Origin of the sequence: Gymnodinialimonas mytili (assembly GCF_037544085.1) — a bacterium.
GTDB classification, from domain to species: domain Bacteria; phylum Pseudomonadota; class Alphaproteobacteria; order Rhodobacterales; family Rhodobacteraceae; genus Gymnodinialimonas; species Gymnodinialimonas mytili.
Map to the genome: position 1 here is coordinate 162,255 of NZ_JBBIFW010000005.1, position 14,307 is coordinate 176,561.

The following is a 14,307-nucleotide window of genomic DNA, read 5'->3' on the forward strand; positions in this document are numbered from 1 at the left end:
CAGGCGCCAGCGCTGGAAAATACAGCGCGCCCTTGCCCCACAACGCGGCCTGCGCCAACGTCCCTCCATGGACGTGCCGCATAAAGCCCTGATCTTCACCGATATGCACATTACCCGCGCGGGGGAGACGATCATCGGGCTCGACCCCCTGGCGCGCTTCGAAGAGGCGCTGGCCCATGCCCTGGCCCGCCATCCCGATGCCGCGCAGATCTTGCTGCTGGGCGACTTGACCCATACCGGCGCGCCCGAGGAATATGCCCGCCTGACCTCTGCGCTGCGCGACTGCCCCCTGCCCGTTGCGGCGACGATGGGCAACCACGACCTGCCAAAGCCCTTTGCCGCCGCGTTCCGCAACGATGTGGACGAGCATGGCTTTGCCCAGGCCGCGCTGGATCTGGGCCCGCTGCGGATCTTGCTGCTGGATACGTTCGACTATGACGGCAAGGCCAAGCTGGGTCATGACGGTTGGCTATGCGATCTGCGGCTGGCGTGGTTGGAGGCGGAATTGGCCCGCGCAGCCACGGAGGCGCGCGATGTCGTCGTAGCCTGCCATCACCCGCCCTGCCCGACCGGCTTTTGGGCTATGGATGCGATCGGGCTTGCCAATGGCGATGCCCTCCTGCGCCGCCTGCGCAGCTCCCCCCAAGTCAAACACCTGATCTGCGGCCATATTCACCGCACCATCATGGCCAGCGCCGATGGCCTACCCGTCAGCATCCTGAAAAGCACCTGTCACCAAATGCCGATGATGTTGGGCGGTGGGACGTCGGCGGATTCGGTCGATGAGCCCGGCGCCTACGGCATCCTGCTGTCCTTGAACGGCGCGATCGTGCTGCATAGCGAGGATTTCGCGCTCAGCACCGGCGACATCTCGCGCTACGCCTAGCCCGCCAGAGCGGCCCGACAAAAACATCCGCGAAAAGGCAAGATTTCCCCCTTGCGCCCTCCGCAAAGTGTTTATAGATACCGCTGCACATCAAGAGAGCGGGTGTAGCTCAGGGGTAGAGCATTACCTTGCCAAGGTAAGGGTCGGGCGTTCGAATCGCCTCACCCGCTCCAGATGTCCTCCTTCCAACGGACAGGATATCATCGCAAATCCACGCGCATTTGACCCGTTGCATTGCGCCCTCTCGGCGCCTATCTGAGCTTCGATATCAGTCGAAGGATCAGCATCATGGATCGCCATCTCGCCGCCCAGACCCATACGGTTTCCCTGCGAGACGGACATCCCCATGCCTGCATCCATCACCCTATCAAACCTCTCCCTCTCCTCCCCTGACACGTCACCGCTGTTCACCGATCTGAACGTGGTCTTCGGACCTGAGCGCGTCGGGATCGTCGGGCGCAACGGCATCGGCAAAAGCACGCTTTTGCGGATGATCGCCGGTGAAATTGCGCCAACGTCCGGCCAAATCAACGTCTCAGGTCACGTCGCCCTACTGCGCCAAGAGGTGTCGCGCAGTCCCGACGACACCATTGCCGACCTGTTTGGTGTCACCGCGGCCCTTGCCTGTCTGGACCGGGCCGAGGCCGGACGTGCCAGCCTCGACGATATTGCCAATGCCGATTGGACACTGCCCGCGCGGATCGACGCCGCTCTGGCGCAATGTGACCTGCCGGTGCCCCCTAACGCGCCGCTGGCCGCTCTGTCGGGCGGGCAACGGACGCGCGCGGCCCTAGCGGCCCTGATCTTCACTGAGCCGGATATCCTGTTGCTCGACGAGCCGACCAACAACCTGGATCAGGCCGGGCGCGCGGCGGTATTTAACGTGCTACGCAATTGGTCCTCGGGCGCGCTGGTCGTCAGCCATGACCGCGCCCTGTTGGACGAGATGGATGCCATTGTCGAACTGACTTCACTTGGCGCCACCCGCTATGGCGGCAATTACACCGCCTATCGCGCACAAAAACAGGTCGAATTGCAGGCCGCCGAGCACGCGCTCGCCACCGCTCAGAAGAGCCAGGCCGAGGCTGCCCGGCGCGCCCAACAGGCCGCTGAGCGCAAGGCCCGTAAGGATGCCGCCGGGCGCCGGTCCCGTGCCAGAGGTGATCAGCCCAAGATGCTGCTGGACGCCGCAAAGGCTCGAGCGGAGGCCTCGGGCGCTGCGGGCATTCGCCTGCGTGAGGCGCGGCAGCAGGCCACCGATCACGCCCTGACCGAGGTGCGCGCGCAGGTCGAGATCATTCAGCCGGTGCGTATGGAGATCCCGCCCAGCCATCTGCCACAGGGCAAGCAGGTTCTGCGGCTCGATCGCGTGACCGGCGGCTATGGGAACATGCCCGTGATCTGCGATCTCTCACTGCAGGTCACGGGACCGGAGCGGATCCTGCTGACCGGCGCCAATGGCAGCGGCAAGACCACGCTGTTGCGGCTGCTCACAGGCCAGCTTGCACCCCAAACGGGGCAGGTCACACTTTCGGTGCCGTGGGCCTTGCTTGACCAGTATCTGCGCCTTTTGGATCCCAAAGGCAGCCTGCTTGGCACCTTCCAGCGCCTGAACCCGACCGCTGACACGCATCAGGCGCATGCGGCGCTGGCACGGTTCGGCTTTCGCGCCGATCAGGCCCAGATCCTGGGCGGTGATCTGAGCGGCGGCGAGCGCCTGCGGGCGGGTCTTGCCTGCACACTGGGTGCGACGCCGACACCGCAATTGCTGATCCTCGACGAGCCGACCAACCACCTCGACCTCGACGGGATCGCCGCGCTTGAAACGGCCCTGAAGGCCTATGACGGCGCGCTTCTGGTGGTCAGCCACGACGCCGCGTTTCGGCGCAACCTGCACTGGGACCGACAGATCGAGCTCTGACATCGGGCTACGCAACGCAGCCATGGGCCGAAACTTGCCCGGCCGGGCCAATGCCTTGCAGAGCCCGTTGTCCGCGTGACCGATTCTGGCAGAGCGTGCCTTTGCCCCGTCCCGCAGATGACCTATTGGCAAAGTCGTAGGGCACGCATCTATCGCAACGGCAACAGCGCCGCGCAAACCGCCCTGCGCGGCCTTCCCCCGCCCTGCCGCGCCGCCTATAAGCGCGCCGGAGAACAGGAGATTTCCGATGCGACAGGCGCAGATCACCCGCAAGACCGCCGAGACAGACATCTCGGTCGAGATCACGCTCGACGGGACGGGCCGCTACGACAATGAAACCGGTGTGGGGTTCTTCGACCACATGCTGGATCAATTGTCGCGCCATGCGTTGATCGATATGGTGGTGCGTTGCGATGGCGATCTGCATATCGACGATCACCACTCCGTCGAGGATGTCGGCATCGCGCTGGGGCAAGCGCTGACCCAAGCGATGGGCGATAAGCGCGGCATCCGGCGCTATGGCGAGTGTCACCTGCCGATGGATGACGCACTGGTGCGCGCTGCGCTGGACCTGTCCGGGCGGCCCTACCTGGTCTGGGATGTGGACTTTCCCACCGCAAAGATCGGCACGTTCGACACAGAATTGGTGCGCGAATTCTTCCAGGCGCTGGCCACCCATGGTGGCATCACCCTGCATGTGAGCGCATTGGCGGGGATCAACAGCCACCACATCGCGGAGGCGGCGTTCAAGGCCGTTGCGCGCGCCTTGCGCGACGCGCTTGACGTCGACCCGCGCAAGGCCGATGCCATCCCCTCGACCAAGGGCAGCTTGTAGGTGCCGGATCCCTTTGGGGTCAGCGGATCAATTTGCGTAGCTTTCGGGCTTTCGAAAGGGCCATTCTATGACCATCGCTCTGATCGATTACGATGCGGGCAATCTGCACTCCGCCGAGAAAGCGTTCCAGCGCATGGCGGCGGAAACCGACGCGGGGACGCTGGTCGTCACTGCAGATCCGGATGTCGTGGCGCGCGCCGACCGCATTGTCCTGCCGGGGGACGGTGCCTTTCCGGCCTGTCGCCGCGGATTGCAGGCCATCGACGGGCTGGAGGAGGCGATTTTGGACGCGGTCGAAACTCGCGGCCGCCCGTTTTTCGGCATCTGTGTCGGGATGCAGATGATGGCGCGCATCGGGTTGGAATATGAAGAGGTTCCGGGCTTTGGCTGGATCGATGGCCAGGTGGAGCGGATCGAACCCAATGATAAGGCTTTGAAAATCCCGCATATGGGATGGAACGACCTGATCGTGGAGGGCGCGGATCACCCCGTGCTTGACGGGATCGCGACGGGCGATCACGCCTATTTCGTACATTCCTATGCCATGCAGGTCGCAACACCCGCGCAACGCCTCGCCCATGTCGATTATGGCGGCGATGTCACCGCAATTGTGGGGCGCGACACGATGATCGGCACACAATTCCACCCGGAAAAAAGCCAGAGCGCCGGCCTGCGTCTGATCGCGAATTTTCTGCAATGGGCGCCCTAGATTTCAGATGCAAAGCGCGGGCCCCGGGCGCGTGACCTGCGACATCTGTACCTGAAAACGAGATTTCCGGGGTGACACAGCCGACCATCCGGTTAGGCTTCACGAATACGTGATCCCTCCCAAGAAAAGGTTTTCCAATGCTTCGTTTTTTCTTTGTTTCTCTGGTGCTTATCGGCCTGGCCGCCTGTACGCCTACAACAACCACACAAGTTGCCGCGAACGGGTATTCCGGCGCCAGCTGTTTCAGTGGCGATTATGTCTTTGATCTGGACGTGAACGTGCCCACCCAATACGGCGGCGTTCAATCGCTGGCGCAATATGCCAATGGCCCCAATGGGTTAGAGTTCACCTGCGACCTGGTTGCAGACATCTATCCAGTGCGCAACACCGACTATCCGATCTACCGCGGTGAGGTATACGGTGGCGGCGCTGGATTATGCGCGGTGGCCCAGACCACACATGGTGGCGAGTTGATCTCGTGCGCTTCCCAGTCGCAAGTTGCGCGCAGCGTGTCCACAGGCGCAGAGATCCGCCTGAGCCGCTGGCAGCCATTGCAACGCAGCTAAATTATGCCCTTCAACCCCAAGGGGTGCGGGGCTCTAAGGCCCCGCATCCTTAGTTATTGCACCCGAACCCAGGTTTGCCGTGCGCAGATCAACCCGCCCGCCACGCAGCCACGCAAAGTGATCTGGTCGCCGTTCAAGTTCATCCGACCGATATAGATGCGGTCGTTTGAGGGGCGCCACACCGAGCCCTCATATTCGCCGCCACCCTGGGGCGCCATATCGATCACGATCTGGCGGCCAATATTTGGGCTCTGATAGGGTGTGCCGCCGTTTTCATACGTGCGGATGATGGTACCGCAGACCGCTGAGCCACAGGCGCTCAGCTGCACATGTGCGAAGCTGCCCTCATCAGGTTCCGTCTGCCACACCCCGTGGGACGGGTCGGCCATCGCCGCGCCTGTCATTGCCAGAACCGCAAGCGCCGCAGCGCGAAGTGTCGTTTTGATCATAATATCCTCCCAAGTCTCCTCTGGGCCGGACCGTGGCGGGTTTGGCCGTGCGCTGGCAAGCATGACGTGGCGGCGCACGGCCCTTGCACGTTCTACTTATGTGCGGGAAAAGCAGCCCCAACGTCGCAAAATCGCAGGCCAAGCCATGATCCTTTACCCCGCCATCGACCTGAAAGACGGCCAGGCCGTGCGCCTGCTGCGCGGCGACATGGACAAGGCCACTGTGTTCAGCGACAGCCCAGCCGATCAGGCGCGCGTGTTTCAGGATGCGGGCTGTGCCTGGCTGCATCTGGTCGATCTGAACGGCGCCTTTGCCGGAGAGCCGGTGAATGCCGCCGCCGTTGAGGCCATCCTGGAGGCCGTTGACGTGCCCACCCAATTGGGCGGCGGCATCCGCGATATGGACACGATTGAGATGTGGCTCGACAAGGGCATCGCGCGGGTGATCCTGGGCACCGTGGCGGTGGAAGACCCGGAATTGGTGCGCAAAGCGGCGCGGACCTTCCCCGGCAAAGTCGCCGTGGGCATCGACGCGCGCAAAGGCCAGGTGGCCACCAAGGGCTGGGCCGAGGAGACCGACATCATGGTCACCGATCTGGCGCAGGCCTTCGAAGATGCGGGTGTGGCGGCGATCATCTACACCGATATCGACCGCGACGGCGCCATGGGCGGCCCGAATGTGCAGGCAACGGCCGATCTGGCACGCGCAACATCGATCCCTGTCATCGCGTCGGGCGGTGTGTCCTCACTGGCGGATCTGGAAGCGTTGAAAGACACCGGCGTGATCGCCGGCGCGATCTCGGGCCGGGCCCTCTATGACGGGGCGCTGGATCTGAGCGAGGCCCTGAAGGCGCTTGCATGAGCGATCTGCTGATCGGCTTTGTGGTGATCATGCTGCCGGTCTATTTGTGCTGTGGGCTCGCGATTTTCTGGGGCGCCCAAAGCGCCAGCGCGCGGCTTTCGCGCATCCTGCGCCTCAGCGGGATCGCCTGGGCCATTTGGCTAACGGCGGCCTTCCTGTCCCTCAATGGACTGGATGCGGCCTGTGACGGCGATGTGCTCTATGGCTGGCGCAATTGCACGCCAATCGCCGATGACCTCGCCAATACGATCAGCAGTGTCGCCCTGCTGAGCTTTTTCGGCGGGATCCTCTACGGCGTGTTGCTGTTGATTGCCGCCACCATAACCGAAATCGTTGTCCGGCGGCGGCAAAACCAGGGGTCATCGTGAGAAACCCCCATGCGGGACGGTGGGAGGGGCGACGTGCGGCACGCACAAGCGTCTCCCCGTCCCAGACCCGTCACTCGCCCGCCGCTGCCGCGGTCAGGTTATCCAGCGCGCCATTCATCCGCTCGATATAGGGCGCGTCATCTTCGATCTCCAAATCATCGAACATCGAGTCCGGCGTTTCCCAGGTGATCACCGACCCGTCGCCATCGCCATAGACCAGCACGCGCAGGGGCAGAACCAATCCGGCGCGGATATCGTCCTGGATCGCGGGCGTGCCCAGCATCGGGTTGCCAAAGACCAGCAATTCGGCATCCACAAGCTCCAACTCGACACTTGCCGCGCCCGCACCGTGGTTCACCCGGGCAAACACCGTGGCACCGGCGCCTTCCACCGCGGCGACCAGACGGTCCATCGTCGTGGCCACGTCATCGGCGCTGCGCCGTTCCTGAAAATCATCGGCCAATACGGGCGTCGCTGCCATCACCAAGGCTCCTATCGCGGTCATCAAACGGGTCATCTTCGTCTCTCCAAATTTGGGCATTTGCCGATTTGGGATGAACCAGACCTCGGCTGAAACGGCCAATCACTCTTTCGCGCGCGGCGATTTCGGCCTAAACCCGCCATCATGTTGAAAACGCGTATCATCCCCTGTCTCGACGTGGCCGAGGGCCGCACCGTCAAAGGTGTCAATTTCGTAGACCTGATCGATGCGGGCGACCCCGTCGAACAGGCCCGCGCCTATGATGCTGCGGGCGCGGATGAGCTGTGTTTTCTCGACATCAAAGCCACCCACGAAAACCGTGGCACGATGTATGATCTGGCCACCCGCACGGCCGAGCAATGCTTTATGCCGTTGACCATTGGCGGCGGCGTACGGACCACAGATGATGTACGCAATCTGCTGCTCGCGGGCGCCGACAAGGTCAGCTTCAATTCCGCCGCCGTGGCCGACCCGACCTGCGTGGCGCGGGCCGCCGACAAGTTCGGGTCGCAATGCATTGTCGTGGCCATCGATGCGAAAACCGTGGCACCCGGCAAGTGGGAGATCTTTACCCATGGCGGGCGCCGACCCACTGGCGTGGATGCGGTGGACTTCGCGAAAACAGTGGTCGAGATGGGCGCCGGTGAGATCCTGCTGACCTCAATGGATCGCGATGGCACAAAAGCGGGGTTCAACCTGCCCCTGACCCGCGCGGTCAGTGACGCCGTGCCGGTGCCGGTCATCGCCTCGGGCGGGGTGGGCACGCTGGATCACCTGGTCGAGGGCGTGACGGAGGGCGGCGCCAGCGCGGTCCTGGCCGCCTCGATCTTCCATTTCGGAACCTATACAATCGGCGAGGCCAAGGCCCATATGGCGGCGGCGGGCATTCCGATGAGGATGGTATGAGCCTCGGCGAGATCATCGTTGAAGAGCGCGAAGACACGTCGACCCGCTGCGCCTGCTGCGGCGGAACGACACTCCGCCTGACCGGTGACCTGAAGGATCAAAACGGCTGGCTGGCGTTTTATTCCGTGCGCTACAGCGCCGCCCATCCCGAACGCTTGCCCCGCTTCGTGCTCGGTTACGGCGATTGGTCGTCGGAGGCTCCGCCAGGGCAAAGGTGGGTGTTCGGCGCCGATTGGAGCAAGGACCATAACGGCTTCCGGCTCGCGGATCTGAGTTCGGGGCCGAGCCAGGGCGACGCGACACATTTGGATCGGTCTGATATCCTGGACACCCGCTTCGCCGAGGATGCATTTGCGATGCTGGACGCCATTTTGATGCATGACACCCGTTTGAAGGATCTGCAGCATGAGCATTGAAACGCTGGCCGCCACCATCGCGGCGCGCAAAGGGGCCGACCCAGACAGTTCGTGGACCGCGAAGTTGCTGTCCAAGGGCCCTGAAAAATGCGCCGAGAAGTTCGGCGAAGAAGCCGTGGAAGCGATCATCGAGGCGGTCAAAGGCGACAAGGCCGCCTTGACTGCCGAAGCCGCCGATGCGCTGTATCATTTGCTTGTCATGTGTGCCGCCCGCGATGTGAGCCTCGCCGATATCGAAGCGGAATTGACCAGGCGCAGCGCGCAATCGGGTCTTGCGGAAAAGGCCAGCCGTGGCTGAGCCCGATACGATCTATTTCTACGCGCAGACCGATGCCTATTCGGAATTCTCCAACTTCGCGCCCTATGGGGTTGAGATGGACGGCGTCTATTGGTCGACGGTTGAGCATTATTTCCAGGCCCAGAAATTCGGCGATCCCGATTATGCGGAGCAGATTCGCCGCGCCGCGAAGCCGAAGGATGCCAAGGCGCTTGGCATGACGCGGGCCCTGCCCCTCCGCCCCGATTGGGAGGAGGTCAAGGACGGTGTGATGTATGACGCCGTGTCGAAGAAATTCCGAACCCATGCCGGGCCGCGGGATCTGCTGCTGGGCACCGGCGAGGCGCGGATCGTTGAAAACGCGCCGATGGATGCCTATTGGGGCTGCGGACCCGACGGCCAGGGGCTCAATCGCCTGGGCGAGATCCTGATGCGTGTCCGGGCGGAGTTGCGCGACGCGCTCTGAGGGCAGAGATCATCGCCCAAAGCCACGCACCGGCGCCGAGTGCGACGGACGGCATAGCGACCAAAACATTGATCTCGGCAACAAAGGCCGCGTCTTTGACCCAGTTCTGTATCGGGATCGCAATTGCGGGCAGGACAAACGCAGCAAGATACCGGCGCGGCGGCACGCGGCCCCAACGGATCGGACCATGGCCGCCAAGCCGGGCGAGACCCCAGAGGCTGACACCGATCAAGAGAGGCACGGTCAGAGCAACAACGCCCGAGGGCAAGCCCCAGGCAATCAGCCAGACAAGCGCCGCAAGGCCGCTCAGAGCGAAGCGGATCGCGTTCGGCATCGTGCCATCCGGCAGGTGATCAAGTGTCAGATGACCGAACACCAGCATCATTGCGGCAAGGCAGATTTGCGACATGAAACCCATCCCCTGCCCGGTCAGGTCCACCTCCAATGCGGTCCAGCCATAGGCGCCCCACAGCCCCGCGAAACCGCCGAGCAGCGCGAAGGTAAGAAGGCTGGGCCAAACCGACTGCGCGAGCAGCGCCATGCGCAGAATGGCGACGCCAACCGCCACGCTCAACAGCATGTGCCAGGCCAAAGGTGTCCAGATCAGCGAAAACGGCACCGCCTCATAGGCCTCACCGACGATCACACCCTCAATCAGCCAGCCAAAAATCCCACCCGCCAGCACGATGACGATCCAGCCGCGCACGCCGAGAGGCTCGGTCCAGGCCATGCAGAACAGGGCGGCGAGCCCGTAGACCGCCAGCAATCCCGGAACGCGCCACATGGCCACGGGCCAGAACATCAATTCCGATATCGGCACGACGATCAGACCAAGCGCGACGGCCAGAACCGTGGCGCGGATCATAGCTTTGAGCTGATCACGCCGGTATTGAACCCACCCATCCGCAATTCGCCAAACAGACGCTGATATTCGATCTTGGGGCAGCGATTCTGGATCACGATCAACCCCGCTGCCTCGGCCTTTGCCGCTGCCTCGGCATGGGTCACGCCGATCTGCATCCAGATCACCTTGGGACGGGTCGACATGGCCAGGGCGGCATCGACCACCTCGGGCACGGCATCGGGCCGGCGAAAGATGTCGATGATATCGGCCTGCCCCACCTGCGCCAGATCGGCGACCACCGTTTCGCCGAATAGCTCTTTACCGGTATGCACCGGATTGACCGGGATCACGCGGTAACCGCGCAGCTTCAGATAGCGCGCGACATAATGGCTGGGTCGAACCGGATTGGGCGAGACGCCCACGCAAGCGAAGCTTCTGAAACTGCGCAGAACATGGCGCAGCAAGTCATCTGACGGGGTTTGCGTCATAAGAGCCGCCGCACAAAAAACGCGCCCGCATCTTGGAGCGCGGGCGCGAGTGCGGAACGAGGGACAGTGATGGGGCGCGGTGTTCCGAACCGCGTCTCCTGGATCATAGATGGGGTCCCCTCTGCGATTTGCCTAGGGGACCGACAAAATCGTGATCACCCCACCAGGCCGGGCCAATTCTCATCGCCGAGTGTGATGGCTTCGGGCAATTCGCGCAACCACCGGCGGCGAATGCGGATGGAATAGTTCAGGAACAAGCGCCCATCGACAACCGACCACGCCTCGGGCACCGTCGAGGCGACCGTGCCCCGCGCCGCAGCATAGGCGCAATATCCACCATAGGCCGGCGCATAGGCACTTGGATTGGCCTCAAACGCAGCACGATTTTCAGCGCTGGCAAACTGCCAGGTCGCGCCGGACCAATCCAAGGTATGATCGGCGCTGCCGATGACGGGATCCGCATCCTCCGCCAGGTCAAAATAGGCGACGGGATCGGCGCCACCGATGGCGAGCCCGTCTGATTGAAAGATCTCTGGCTCGGATGCGCTGGCGCGTGTCGCCAGAAAAGCGACGGGGGCGGCGGCGGCCATCAGGCCCAGGGTGGTGCGGCGTGTCAGCATAGGTGTTTTCCTGTTGAAGCGTGTCGTGTGGCGCTGATATGGCGACGTGCCGCCGCCTAGACCACCCGTCCTGACGCAGCCGTGAGAACCCGTTATCTCAGTCCAGAATATCCTCAATCACGTCAAAGGCTTCTTCCGCGATCCGGTACCACATCGGCTTGCGCCGCTTGCGCTTTTTGCCCTTTTTCGGACGGTGGGGCAGATCGTGGCCATGGGGCGCGCGATGCGGCTCGCTACGCTTGACGCTTTCGCGCCGTTTCTCGGGCGGTTTCAGCCACTTCATCTCATGGATCGGGGCGCCGCAGGCCCCGCAGGCCAGTTCATGGCCACCGCGCGCGGTGAACTGCAGCGTCTGGCGCCGTCCGCAATAGGAACAGGTGGCAATCTTGGTGTTGTGTGGCATCTTTTTTAGGCCCTTTCTCCAAGGGCATATAGGGCCACCGCGGCGGCATTTGAGACGTTGAGTGACCCAAAATCGCGCGCGAAGGGAATTTTCGCCAATTGGTCGCACAGCCCGCGCGTCCGCTCGCGCAGGCCGGGGCCTTCGGCGCCCATGACAAGGGCGATATGCGCCTCCGCATGGGTATCGGCGATCTGATCGATTGTCTGGGTGCCCTCCTCGGCCAAACCCACCATCCAAAACCCGTCTGCCTTCAACGCCTCCATCGCGTCGCCCAGATTTCCGACGCGGATATAAGGCATGCGCTCCAGCGCGCCCGAAGCGGTCTTGGCCAAGGCGCCGGTCTCCGGTGCGGAATGTCGGGCGGGCGCGATGACGGCCCGGGCGCCGAACACTTCAGCCGAACGCAGGATGGCGCCGACATTATGCGGGTCCGAGACCCGGTCGAGCAACACAACCACCGAACGCACCGCCCCATCGCCGCGGGCCAGCGCGCGCCAATCGCCCCAATCGAGCGGTTTGACCTCCACCGCCGCGCCCTGATGCACCGAACCCGGATCAAGCGGCACCGGAAACTTGCGCGGATCGGCGATGTCAGGGGTCAGACCGCGGGCGGCAATGGCCTCAGCCAGCTTATCCTGGGCATTTTTTGTGACCACAAGGCGCAGCACCTCGCGCGCGGGATTGCTGAGCGCATCACGCACCGCATGCAGACCAAACAGCCACAACGTTTCCGCCGCTGCCGCCCGGCGCCCACGCTCTTTTTCGATCACCCAGGTCGGTTTTTTTGCCATATCAGCCTCCGCGCGCGACCTTGCGCGAGGGACCGGCGGAGTGCAACCTGCAGCCGCACGCCGCCTTAGGGGATCCCATGAAACTCGCCGCCCTCAAAATCCCCGTCACAGATGCTGAACGTGCGATCGCGTTTTACCGCGTACTCTTCGACAGCGACCCCGTCTTTGAAGCTGAGGAATTCGGCTGGGTGCAATTCATGCTCTCCGACCTGCCTGTGGCGCTTTACGTGCCCGGCAAAGGCGGCGGGCATGGCGTGCCAGGCCATGATCTGGACTTTCATCTGGGCGCCGAGGCCCTGCCTGAGATCCTTGCCCGGATCGTGCCGCAGGCCCCCGATGCCGCGCTGCACAACAATGCCGATGGCAGCCAATCGCTGGAGCTGACCGACCCCGATGGAAATGCACTGAAAATCATGGCGGTTTGAGCCGGTTTGAGGCTTGACCCCCCCCGCGCGCATCGATAATTCCCCTCCAACGTTGCGCAGAAATCATGTGCAGCGGGATGGGCGACAGGCCGCAAGGTGTGGCAGGGGACTGTAACTCCCTCGCGGAGACGCACGCCTGGTTCGATTCCAGGGTCGCCCACCATTATCCCGTAAAATCCAATAGAATCAATGGCGTAGCGTCCCGCACCATCGCTATTCGGCCCTATTGTTTTCAATGGGTTAGCAGCAGAGTGTCCCGCAATTCTGCATGCGTTGATTCTTTGCGTCGCTGAAGCGTTGGCGCCAATAAGATAGCGTGCCGCCACGGGAAAACGCGGCAGCACGTGGAATGTGGGATGCTACGCGAACAAGAAATCGTCCACCTGCGGCATCGCGGCGCCCGGATTGCCGAGCGTGAAGACCGTGTCATAGCCCATATCCTCCAACGAGGCGACGGACAGACCGGACATCGTCGCGCCATCGTCGAGAAAGCCGGTCATCAGCTCATCGGTGAACACCTCTTCGTCCCAATGGCCGCCCGCTGTGCCCGGCCCGCCGTCAGTTTCAAGGGGCACATCGAAAATGCCGGACGTGTCCTGGCCCTGGCTGTCCAACTCGGCAATGTAGGCGGCCAGCGCGTTGTCGCCGGTGAAGGCAAGCGTGTCCTGCGCGATTGATCCTGACGTCAGGCCAAAGAAATCCCACAACGTGCCAAAGCCAAGCGTGTGCATCATCTCGTGCACGACGACATTGGTGAAGCCATCCGATTGGTTCAGCCCTTCGGCATCGGCCTCGTCAAAGGACATCACGCCTTTGCTGGGCAAAAACGCATCCGATGAGGTCTGCCCCCGTAGCTCAGTCGGGCCCGCCTGCCCCAATACGCCGCCCTGGCCATCCAGATCCAGAAGCTCGGCGGTGATCACAATATCATCAATCACGCTGCCATCGGCAGCGGTCAGATCCTGCACGTCGCCCACGATCAGAGAAGACAGGTAGTCCGAGGCTGTGATGAAAGCGCTTTGCAATCCTGCCGTCCACTCGCCCAGGAATTCGACAGTGATGTTGAAGTTGCTCTCAACGCCATTGGAGCCGAGGCCGGACGTGTAGCTCTCCAAGAGCTGAAAGGTGGGCTCCGGCGCCGGAATGCTGGGTTCGAACGGGGGCCCGGATGTCGGGTCGGCAGTGGGTGTGCTGTCGGGGTCAGCGTCGGGGATCGGCGTGGGACCGGGGAGGGGCGCGGCCTCTGGGATCGGGGTCGGTTGGGGGTCCGGATCAGGCTCGGGCCAATAGCGGTCCAGCCAATCGTCCCACTCCGTAGCCATGTCGTTCCAATTCCACGACGCGCCATCCAAGCGTTCTTGGATCGTGTCCCAAAATGCCTCTATATCCGTGTTGTCAGTTGGATTGAACATGATCGTCTCTCCTTGTGAACCTGCGAGGTTGCGGACCGCGCAGTGGCCGAAGCCCCGCTTCCCGACCCACCATGGCACCCAGATGACAGCCGTTCCGCAACTTGAGAAAAGGGGGCCGGACAGGCCCCCGATTTGCGTGCGACGTCCCGCCGAATTTGAGCGAGCCCTCGCCCGATTTCACC

General features: G+C 63.0%; 20 protein-coding genes and 2 tRNA genes. 14 read left to right on the top strand and 8 right to left on the bottom strand.

The window, feature by feature from the left end:
- Nucleotides 1-67: 67 nt before the first annotated feature.
- From V8J82_RS18950 to V8J82_RS18975, 6 genes are all read left to right on the top strand, one after another.
- Nucleotides 68-886, top strand: a complete 819-nt coding sequence (locus tag V8J82_RS18950) for a metallophosphoesterase (protein ID WP_339977591.1) — start codon at nt 68-70, stop codon at nt 884-886.
- A gap of 98 nt (nt 887-984) precedes the next feature.
- Nucleotides 985-1,059: transfer RNA gene (locus V8J82_RS18955), tRNA-Gly, on the top strand.
- A gap of 173 nt (nt 1,060-1,232) precedes the next feature.
- Nucleotides 1,233-2,807: an ABC-F family ATP-binding cassette domain-containing protein gene (locus V8J82_RS18960; RefSeq protein WP_339977593.1), complete on the top strand. Its 1,575-nt coding sequence runs from the start codon at nt 1,233-1,235 to the stop codon at nt 2,805-2,807.
- A gap of 247 nt (nt 2,808-3,054) precedes the next feature.
- On the top strand, nt 3,055-3,642 hold the full coding sequence (gene hisB, locus V8J82_RS18965; protein ID WP_339977595.1) for an imidazoleglycerol-phosphate dehydratase HisB: 588 nt from the start codon (nt 3,055-3,057) through the stop codon (nt 3,640-3,642).
- Between the two features lie 67 nt (nt 3,643-3,709).
- Nucleotides 3,710-4,351: an imidazole glycerol phosphate synthase subunit HisH gene (hisH, locus tag V8J82_RS18970; RefSeq protein WP_339977597.1), complete on the top strand. Its 642-nt coding sequence runs from the start codon at nt 3,710-3,712 to the stop codon at nt 4,349-4,351.
- 137 nt (nt 4,352-4,488) lie between these two features.
- Nucleotides 4,489-4,917, top strand: coding sequence for a hypothetical protein (locus V8J82_RS18975; protein WP_339977599.1), 429 nt, complete (start codon nt 4,489-4,491; stop codon nt 4,915-4,917).
- A gap of 53 nt (nt 4,918-4,970) precedes the next feature.
- Here V8J82_RS18975 and V8J82_RS18980 read toward each other — a convergent pair whose 3' ends face one another.
- Complete coding sequence (locus V8J82_RS18980; RefSeq protein ID WP_339977601.1) at nt 4,971-5,366, bottom strand: DUF2147 domain-containing protein; 396 nt, start codon at nt 5,364-5,366, stop codon at nt 4,971-4,973.
- Between the two features lie 145 nt (nt 5,367-5,511).
- On the opposite strand from V8J82_RS18980, the gene hisA reads away from it, so the two are divergent.
- The gene (gene hisA, locus V8J82_RS18985) at nt 5,512-6,228 is read left to right on the top strand and encodes a 1-(5-phosphoribosyl)-5-[(5-phosphoribosylamino)methylideneamino]imidazole-4-carboxamide isomerase (RefSeq protein ID WP_339977603.1); all 717 of its coding nucleotides are present in this window, start codon (nt 5,512-5,514) and stop codon (nt 6,226-6,228) included.
- Nucleotides 6,225-6,596, top strand: coding sequence for a hypothetical protein (locus V8J82_RS18990; protein ID WP_339977605.1), 372 nt, complete (start codon nt 6,225-6,227; stop codon nt 6,594-6,596). The genes hisA and V8J82_RS18990 overlap by 4 nt, the downstream gene beginning before the upstream one ends.
- A 70-nt stretch (nt 6,597-6,666) precedes the next feature.
- On the opposite strand, the gene V8J82_RS18995 is transcribed toward V8J82_RS18990, so the two are convergent.
- Nucleotides 6,667-7,113, bottom strand: a complete 447-nt coding sequence (locus V8J82_RS18995; RefSeq protein ID WP_339977607.1) for a DUF302 domain-containing protein — start codon at nt 7,111-7,113, stop codon at nt 6,667-6,669.
- Between the two features lie 108 nt (nt 7,114-7,221).
- Here V8J82_RS18995 and hisF point away from each other — a divergent pair, with 108 nt between their 5' ends.
- From hisF to ybiA, 4 genes are read left to right on the top strand one after another with little or no spacing between them, the layout of a single operon-like run.
- The gene (gene hisF / locus V8J82_RS19000) at nt 7,222-7,983 is read left to right on the top strand and encodes an imidazole glycerol phosphate synthase subunit HisF (protein WP_339977609.1); all 762 of its coding nucleotides are present in this window, start codon (nt 7,222-7,224) and stop codon (nt 7,981-7,983) included.
- Nucleotides 7,980-8,399 carry a hypothetical protein gene (locus tag V8J82_RS19005; RefSeq protein WP_339977611.1) on the top strand — a complete coding sequence of 140 codons (420 nt, stop codon included), beginning with the start codon at nt 7,980-7,982 and terminating at the stop codon, nt 8,397-8,399. The genes hisF and V8J82_RS19005 overlap by 4 nt, the downstream gene beginning before the upstream one ends.
- A complete protein-coding gene (locus V8J82_RS19010) occupies nt 8,389-8,697 on the top strand; it encodes a phosphoribosyl-ATP diphosphatase (protein WP_339977613.1) in 309 nt (102 codons plus the stop codon). Before V8J82_RS19005 ends, V8J82_RS19010 begins: the two co-directional genes overlap by 11 nt.
- Nucleotides 8,690-9,142 (top strand): riboflavin biosynthesis intermediates N-glycosidase, encoded by a 453-nt coding sequence (gene ybiA, locus V8J82_RS19015; protein WP_339977615.1) that lies wholly within the window; start codon nt 8,690-8,692, stop codon nt 9,140-9,142. The genes V8J82_RS19010 and ybiA overlap by 8 nt, the downstream gene beginning before the upstream one ends.
- Here the strand turns inward: ybiA and V8J82_RS19020 are convergent.
- The 5 genes from V8J82_RS19020 to rlmB all read right to left on the bottom strand — a co-directional run bounded on the left by V8J82_RS19020 (nt 9,084) and on the right by rlmB (nt 12,288).
- Nucleotides 9,084-10,007 (bottom strand): hypothetical protein, encoded by a 924-nt coding sequence (locus V8J82_RS19020; RefSeq protein ID WP_339977617.1) that lies wholly within the window; start codon nt 10,005-10,007, stop codon nt 9,084-9,086. The genes ybiA and V8J82_RS19020 overlap by 59 nt on opposite strands.
- A complete protein-coding gene (locus tag V8J82_RS19025; protein WP_339977619.1) occupies nt 10,004-10,474 on the bottom strand; it encodes a CoA-binding protein in 471 nt (156 codons plus the stop codon). The genes V8J82_RS19020 and V8J82_RS19025 overlap by 4 nt, the downstream gene beginning before the upstream one ends.
- A 155-nt stretch (nt 10,475-10,629) precedes the next feature.
- On the bottom strand, nt 10,630-11,094 hold the full coding sequence (locus tag V8J82_RS19030) for a YHS domain-containing (seleno)protein (protein WP_339977621.1): 465 nt from the start codon (nt 11,092-11,094) through the stop codon (nt 10,630-10,632).
- 97 nt (nt 11,095-11,191) lie between these two features.
- A complete protein-coding gene (locus V8J82_RS19035; RefSeq protein ID WP_339977623.1) occupies nt 11,192-11,497 on the bottom strand; it encodes a hypothetical protein in 306 nt (101 codons plus the stop codon).
- Nucleotides 11,498-11,502: 5 nt separating this feature from the next.
- Nucleotides 11,503-12,288 carry a 23S rRNA (guanosine(2251)-2'-O)-methyltransferase RlmB gene (gene rlmB, locus V8J82_RS19040; RefSeq protein ID WP_339977625.1) on the bottom strand — a complete coding sequence of 262 codons (786 nt, stop codon included), beginning with the start codon at nt 12,286-12,288 and terminating at the stop codon, nt 11,503-11,505.
- Nucleotides 12,289-12,365: 77 nt separating this feature from the next.
- Between rlmB and V8J82_RS19045 the strand changes: the two genes are divergently transcribed.
- Both V8J82_RS19045 and V8J82_RS19050 read left to right on the top strand, forming a co-directional pair.
- Nucleotides 12,366-12,713, top strand: a complete 348-nt coding sequence (locus tag V8J82_RS19045; protein ID WP_339977627.1) for a VOC family protein — start codon at nt 12,366-12,368, stop codon at nt 12,711-12,713.
- A 79-nt stretch (nt 12,714-12,792) separates the two neighbouring features.
- Nucleotides 12,793-12,876 (top strand) — tRNA-Tyr (locus V8J82_RS19050).
- Between the two features lie 196 nt (nt 12,877-13,072).
- On the opposite strand, the gene V8J82_RS19055 is transcribed toward V8J82_RS19050, so the two are convergent.
- Nucleotides 13,073-14,125, bottom strand: coding sequence for a leishmanolysin-related zinc metalloendopeptidase (locus tag V8J82_RS19055; protein WP_339977629.1), 1,053 nt, complete (start codon nt 14,123-14,125; stop codon nt 13,073-13,075).
- Nucleotides 14,126-14,307 lie beyond the last annotated feature (182 nt).

Excerpts from the sequence above, each read along its gene's own strand:
- V8J82_RS18950 (WP_339977591.1), top strand. The coding sequence starts at position 68 with ATGGACGTGCCGCATAAAGCCCTGATCTTCACCGATATGCACATTACC.
- V8J82_RS18960 (WP_339977593.1), top strand. The coding sequence starts at position 1,233 with ATGCCTGCATCCATCACCCTATCAAACCTCTCCCTCTCCTCCCCTGAC.
- hisB (WP_339977595.1), top strand. The coding sequence starts at position 3,055 with ATGCGACAGGCGCAGATCACCCGCAAGACCGCCGAGACAGACATCTCG.
- hisH (WP_339977597.1), top strand. The coding sequence starts at position 3,710 with ATGACCATCGCTCTGATCGATTACGATGCGGGCAATCTGCACTCCGCC.
- V8J82_RS18975 (WP_339977599.1), top strand. The coding sequence starts at position 4,489 with ATGCTTCGTTTTTTCTTTGTTTCTCTGGTGCTTATCGGCCTGGCCGCC.
- V8J82_RS18980 (WP_339977601.1), bottom strand. The coding sequence starts at position 5,366 with ATGATCAAAACGACACTTCGCGCTGCGGCGCTTGCGGTTCTGGCAATG.
- hisA (WP_339977603.1), top strand. The coding sequence starts at position 5,512 with ATGATCCTTTACCCCGCCATCGACCTGAAAGACGGCCAGGCCGTGCGC.
- V8J82_RS18990 (WP_339977605.1), top strand. The coding sequence starts at position 6,225 with ATGAGCGATCTGCTGATCGGCTTTGTGGTGATCATGCTGCCGGTCTAT.
- V8J82_RS18995 (WP_339977607.1), bottom strand. The coding sequence starts at position 7,113 with ATGACCCGTTTGATGACCGCGATAGGAGCCTTGGTGATGGCAGCGACG.
- hisF (WP_339977609.1), top strand. The coding sequence starts at position 7,222 with ATGTTGAAAACGCGTATCATCCCCTGTCTCGACGTGGCCGAGGGCCGC.
- V8J82_RS19005 (WP_339977611.1), top strand. The coding sequence starts at position 7,980 with ATGAGCCTCGGCGAGATCATCGTTGAAGAGCGCGAAGACACGTCGACC.
- V8J82_RS19010 (WP_339977613.1), top strand. The coding sequence starts at position 8,389 with ATGAGCATTGAAACGCTGGCCGCCACCATCGCGGCGCGCAAAGGGGCC.
- V8J82_RS19020 (WP_339977617.1), bottom strand. The coding sequence starts at position 10,007 with ATGATCCGCGCCACGGTTCTGGCCGTCGCGCTTGGTCTGATCGTCGTG.
- V8J82_RS19025 (WP_339977619.1), bottom strand. The coding sequence starts at position 10,474 with ATGACGCAAACCCCGTCAGATGACTTGCTGCGCCATGTTCTGCGCAGT.
- V8J82_RS19030 (WP_339977621.1), bottom strand. The coding sequence starts at position 11,094 with ATGCTGACACGCCGCACCACCCTGGGCCTGATGGCCGCCGCCGCCCCC.
- V8J82_RS19035 (WP_339977623.1), bottom strand. The coding sequence starts at position 11,497 with ATGCCACACAACACCAAGATTGCCACCTGTTCCTATTGCGGACGGCGC.
- rlmB (WP_339977625.1), bottom strand. The coding sequence starts at position 12,288 with ATGGCAAAAAAACCGACCTGGGTGATCGAAAAAGAGCGTGGGCGCCGG.
- V8J82_RS19045 (WP_339977627.1), top strand. The coding sequence starts at position 12,366 with ATGAAACTCGCCGCCCTCAAAATCCCCGTCACAGATGCTGAACGTGCG.
- V8J82_RS19055 (WP_339977629.1), bottom strand. The coding sequence starts at position 14,125 with ATGTTCAATCCAACTGACAACACGGATATAGAGGCATTTTGGGACACG.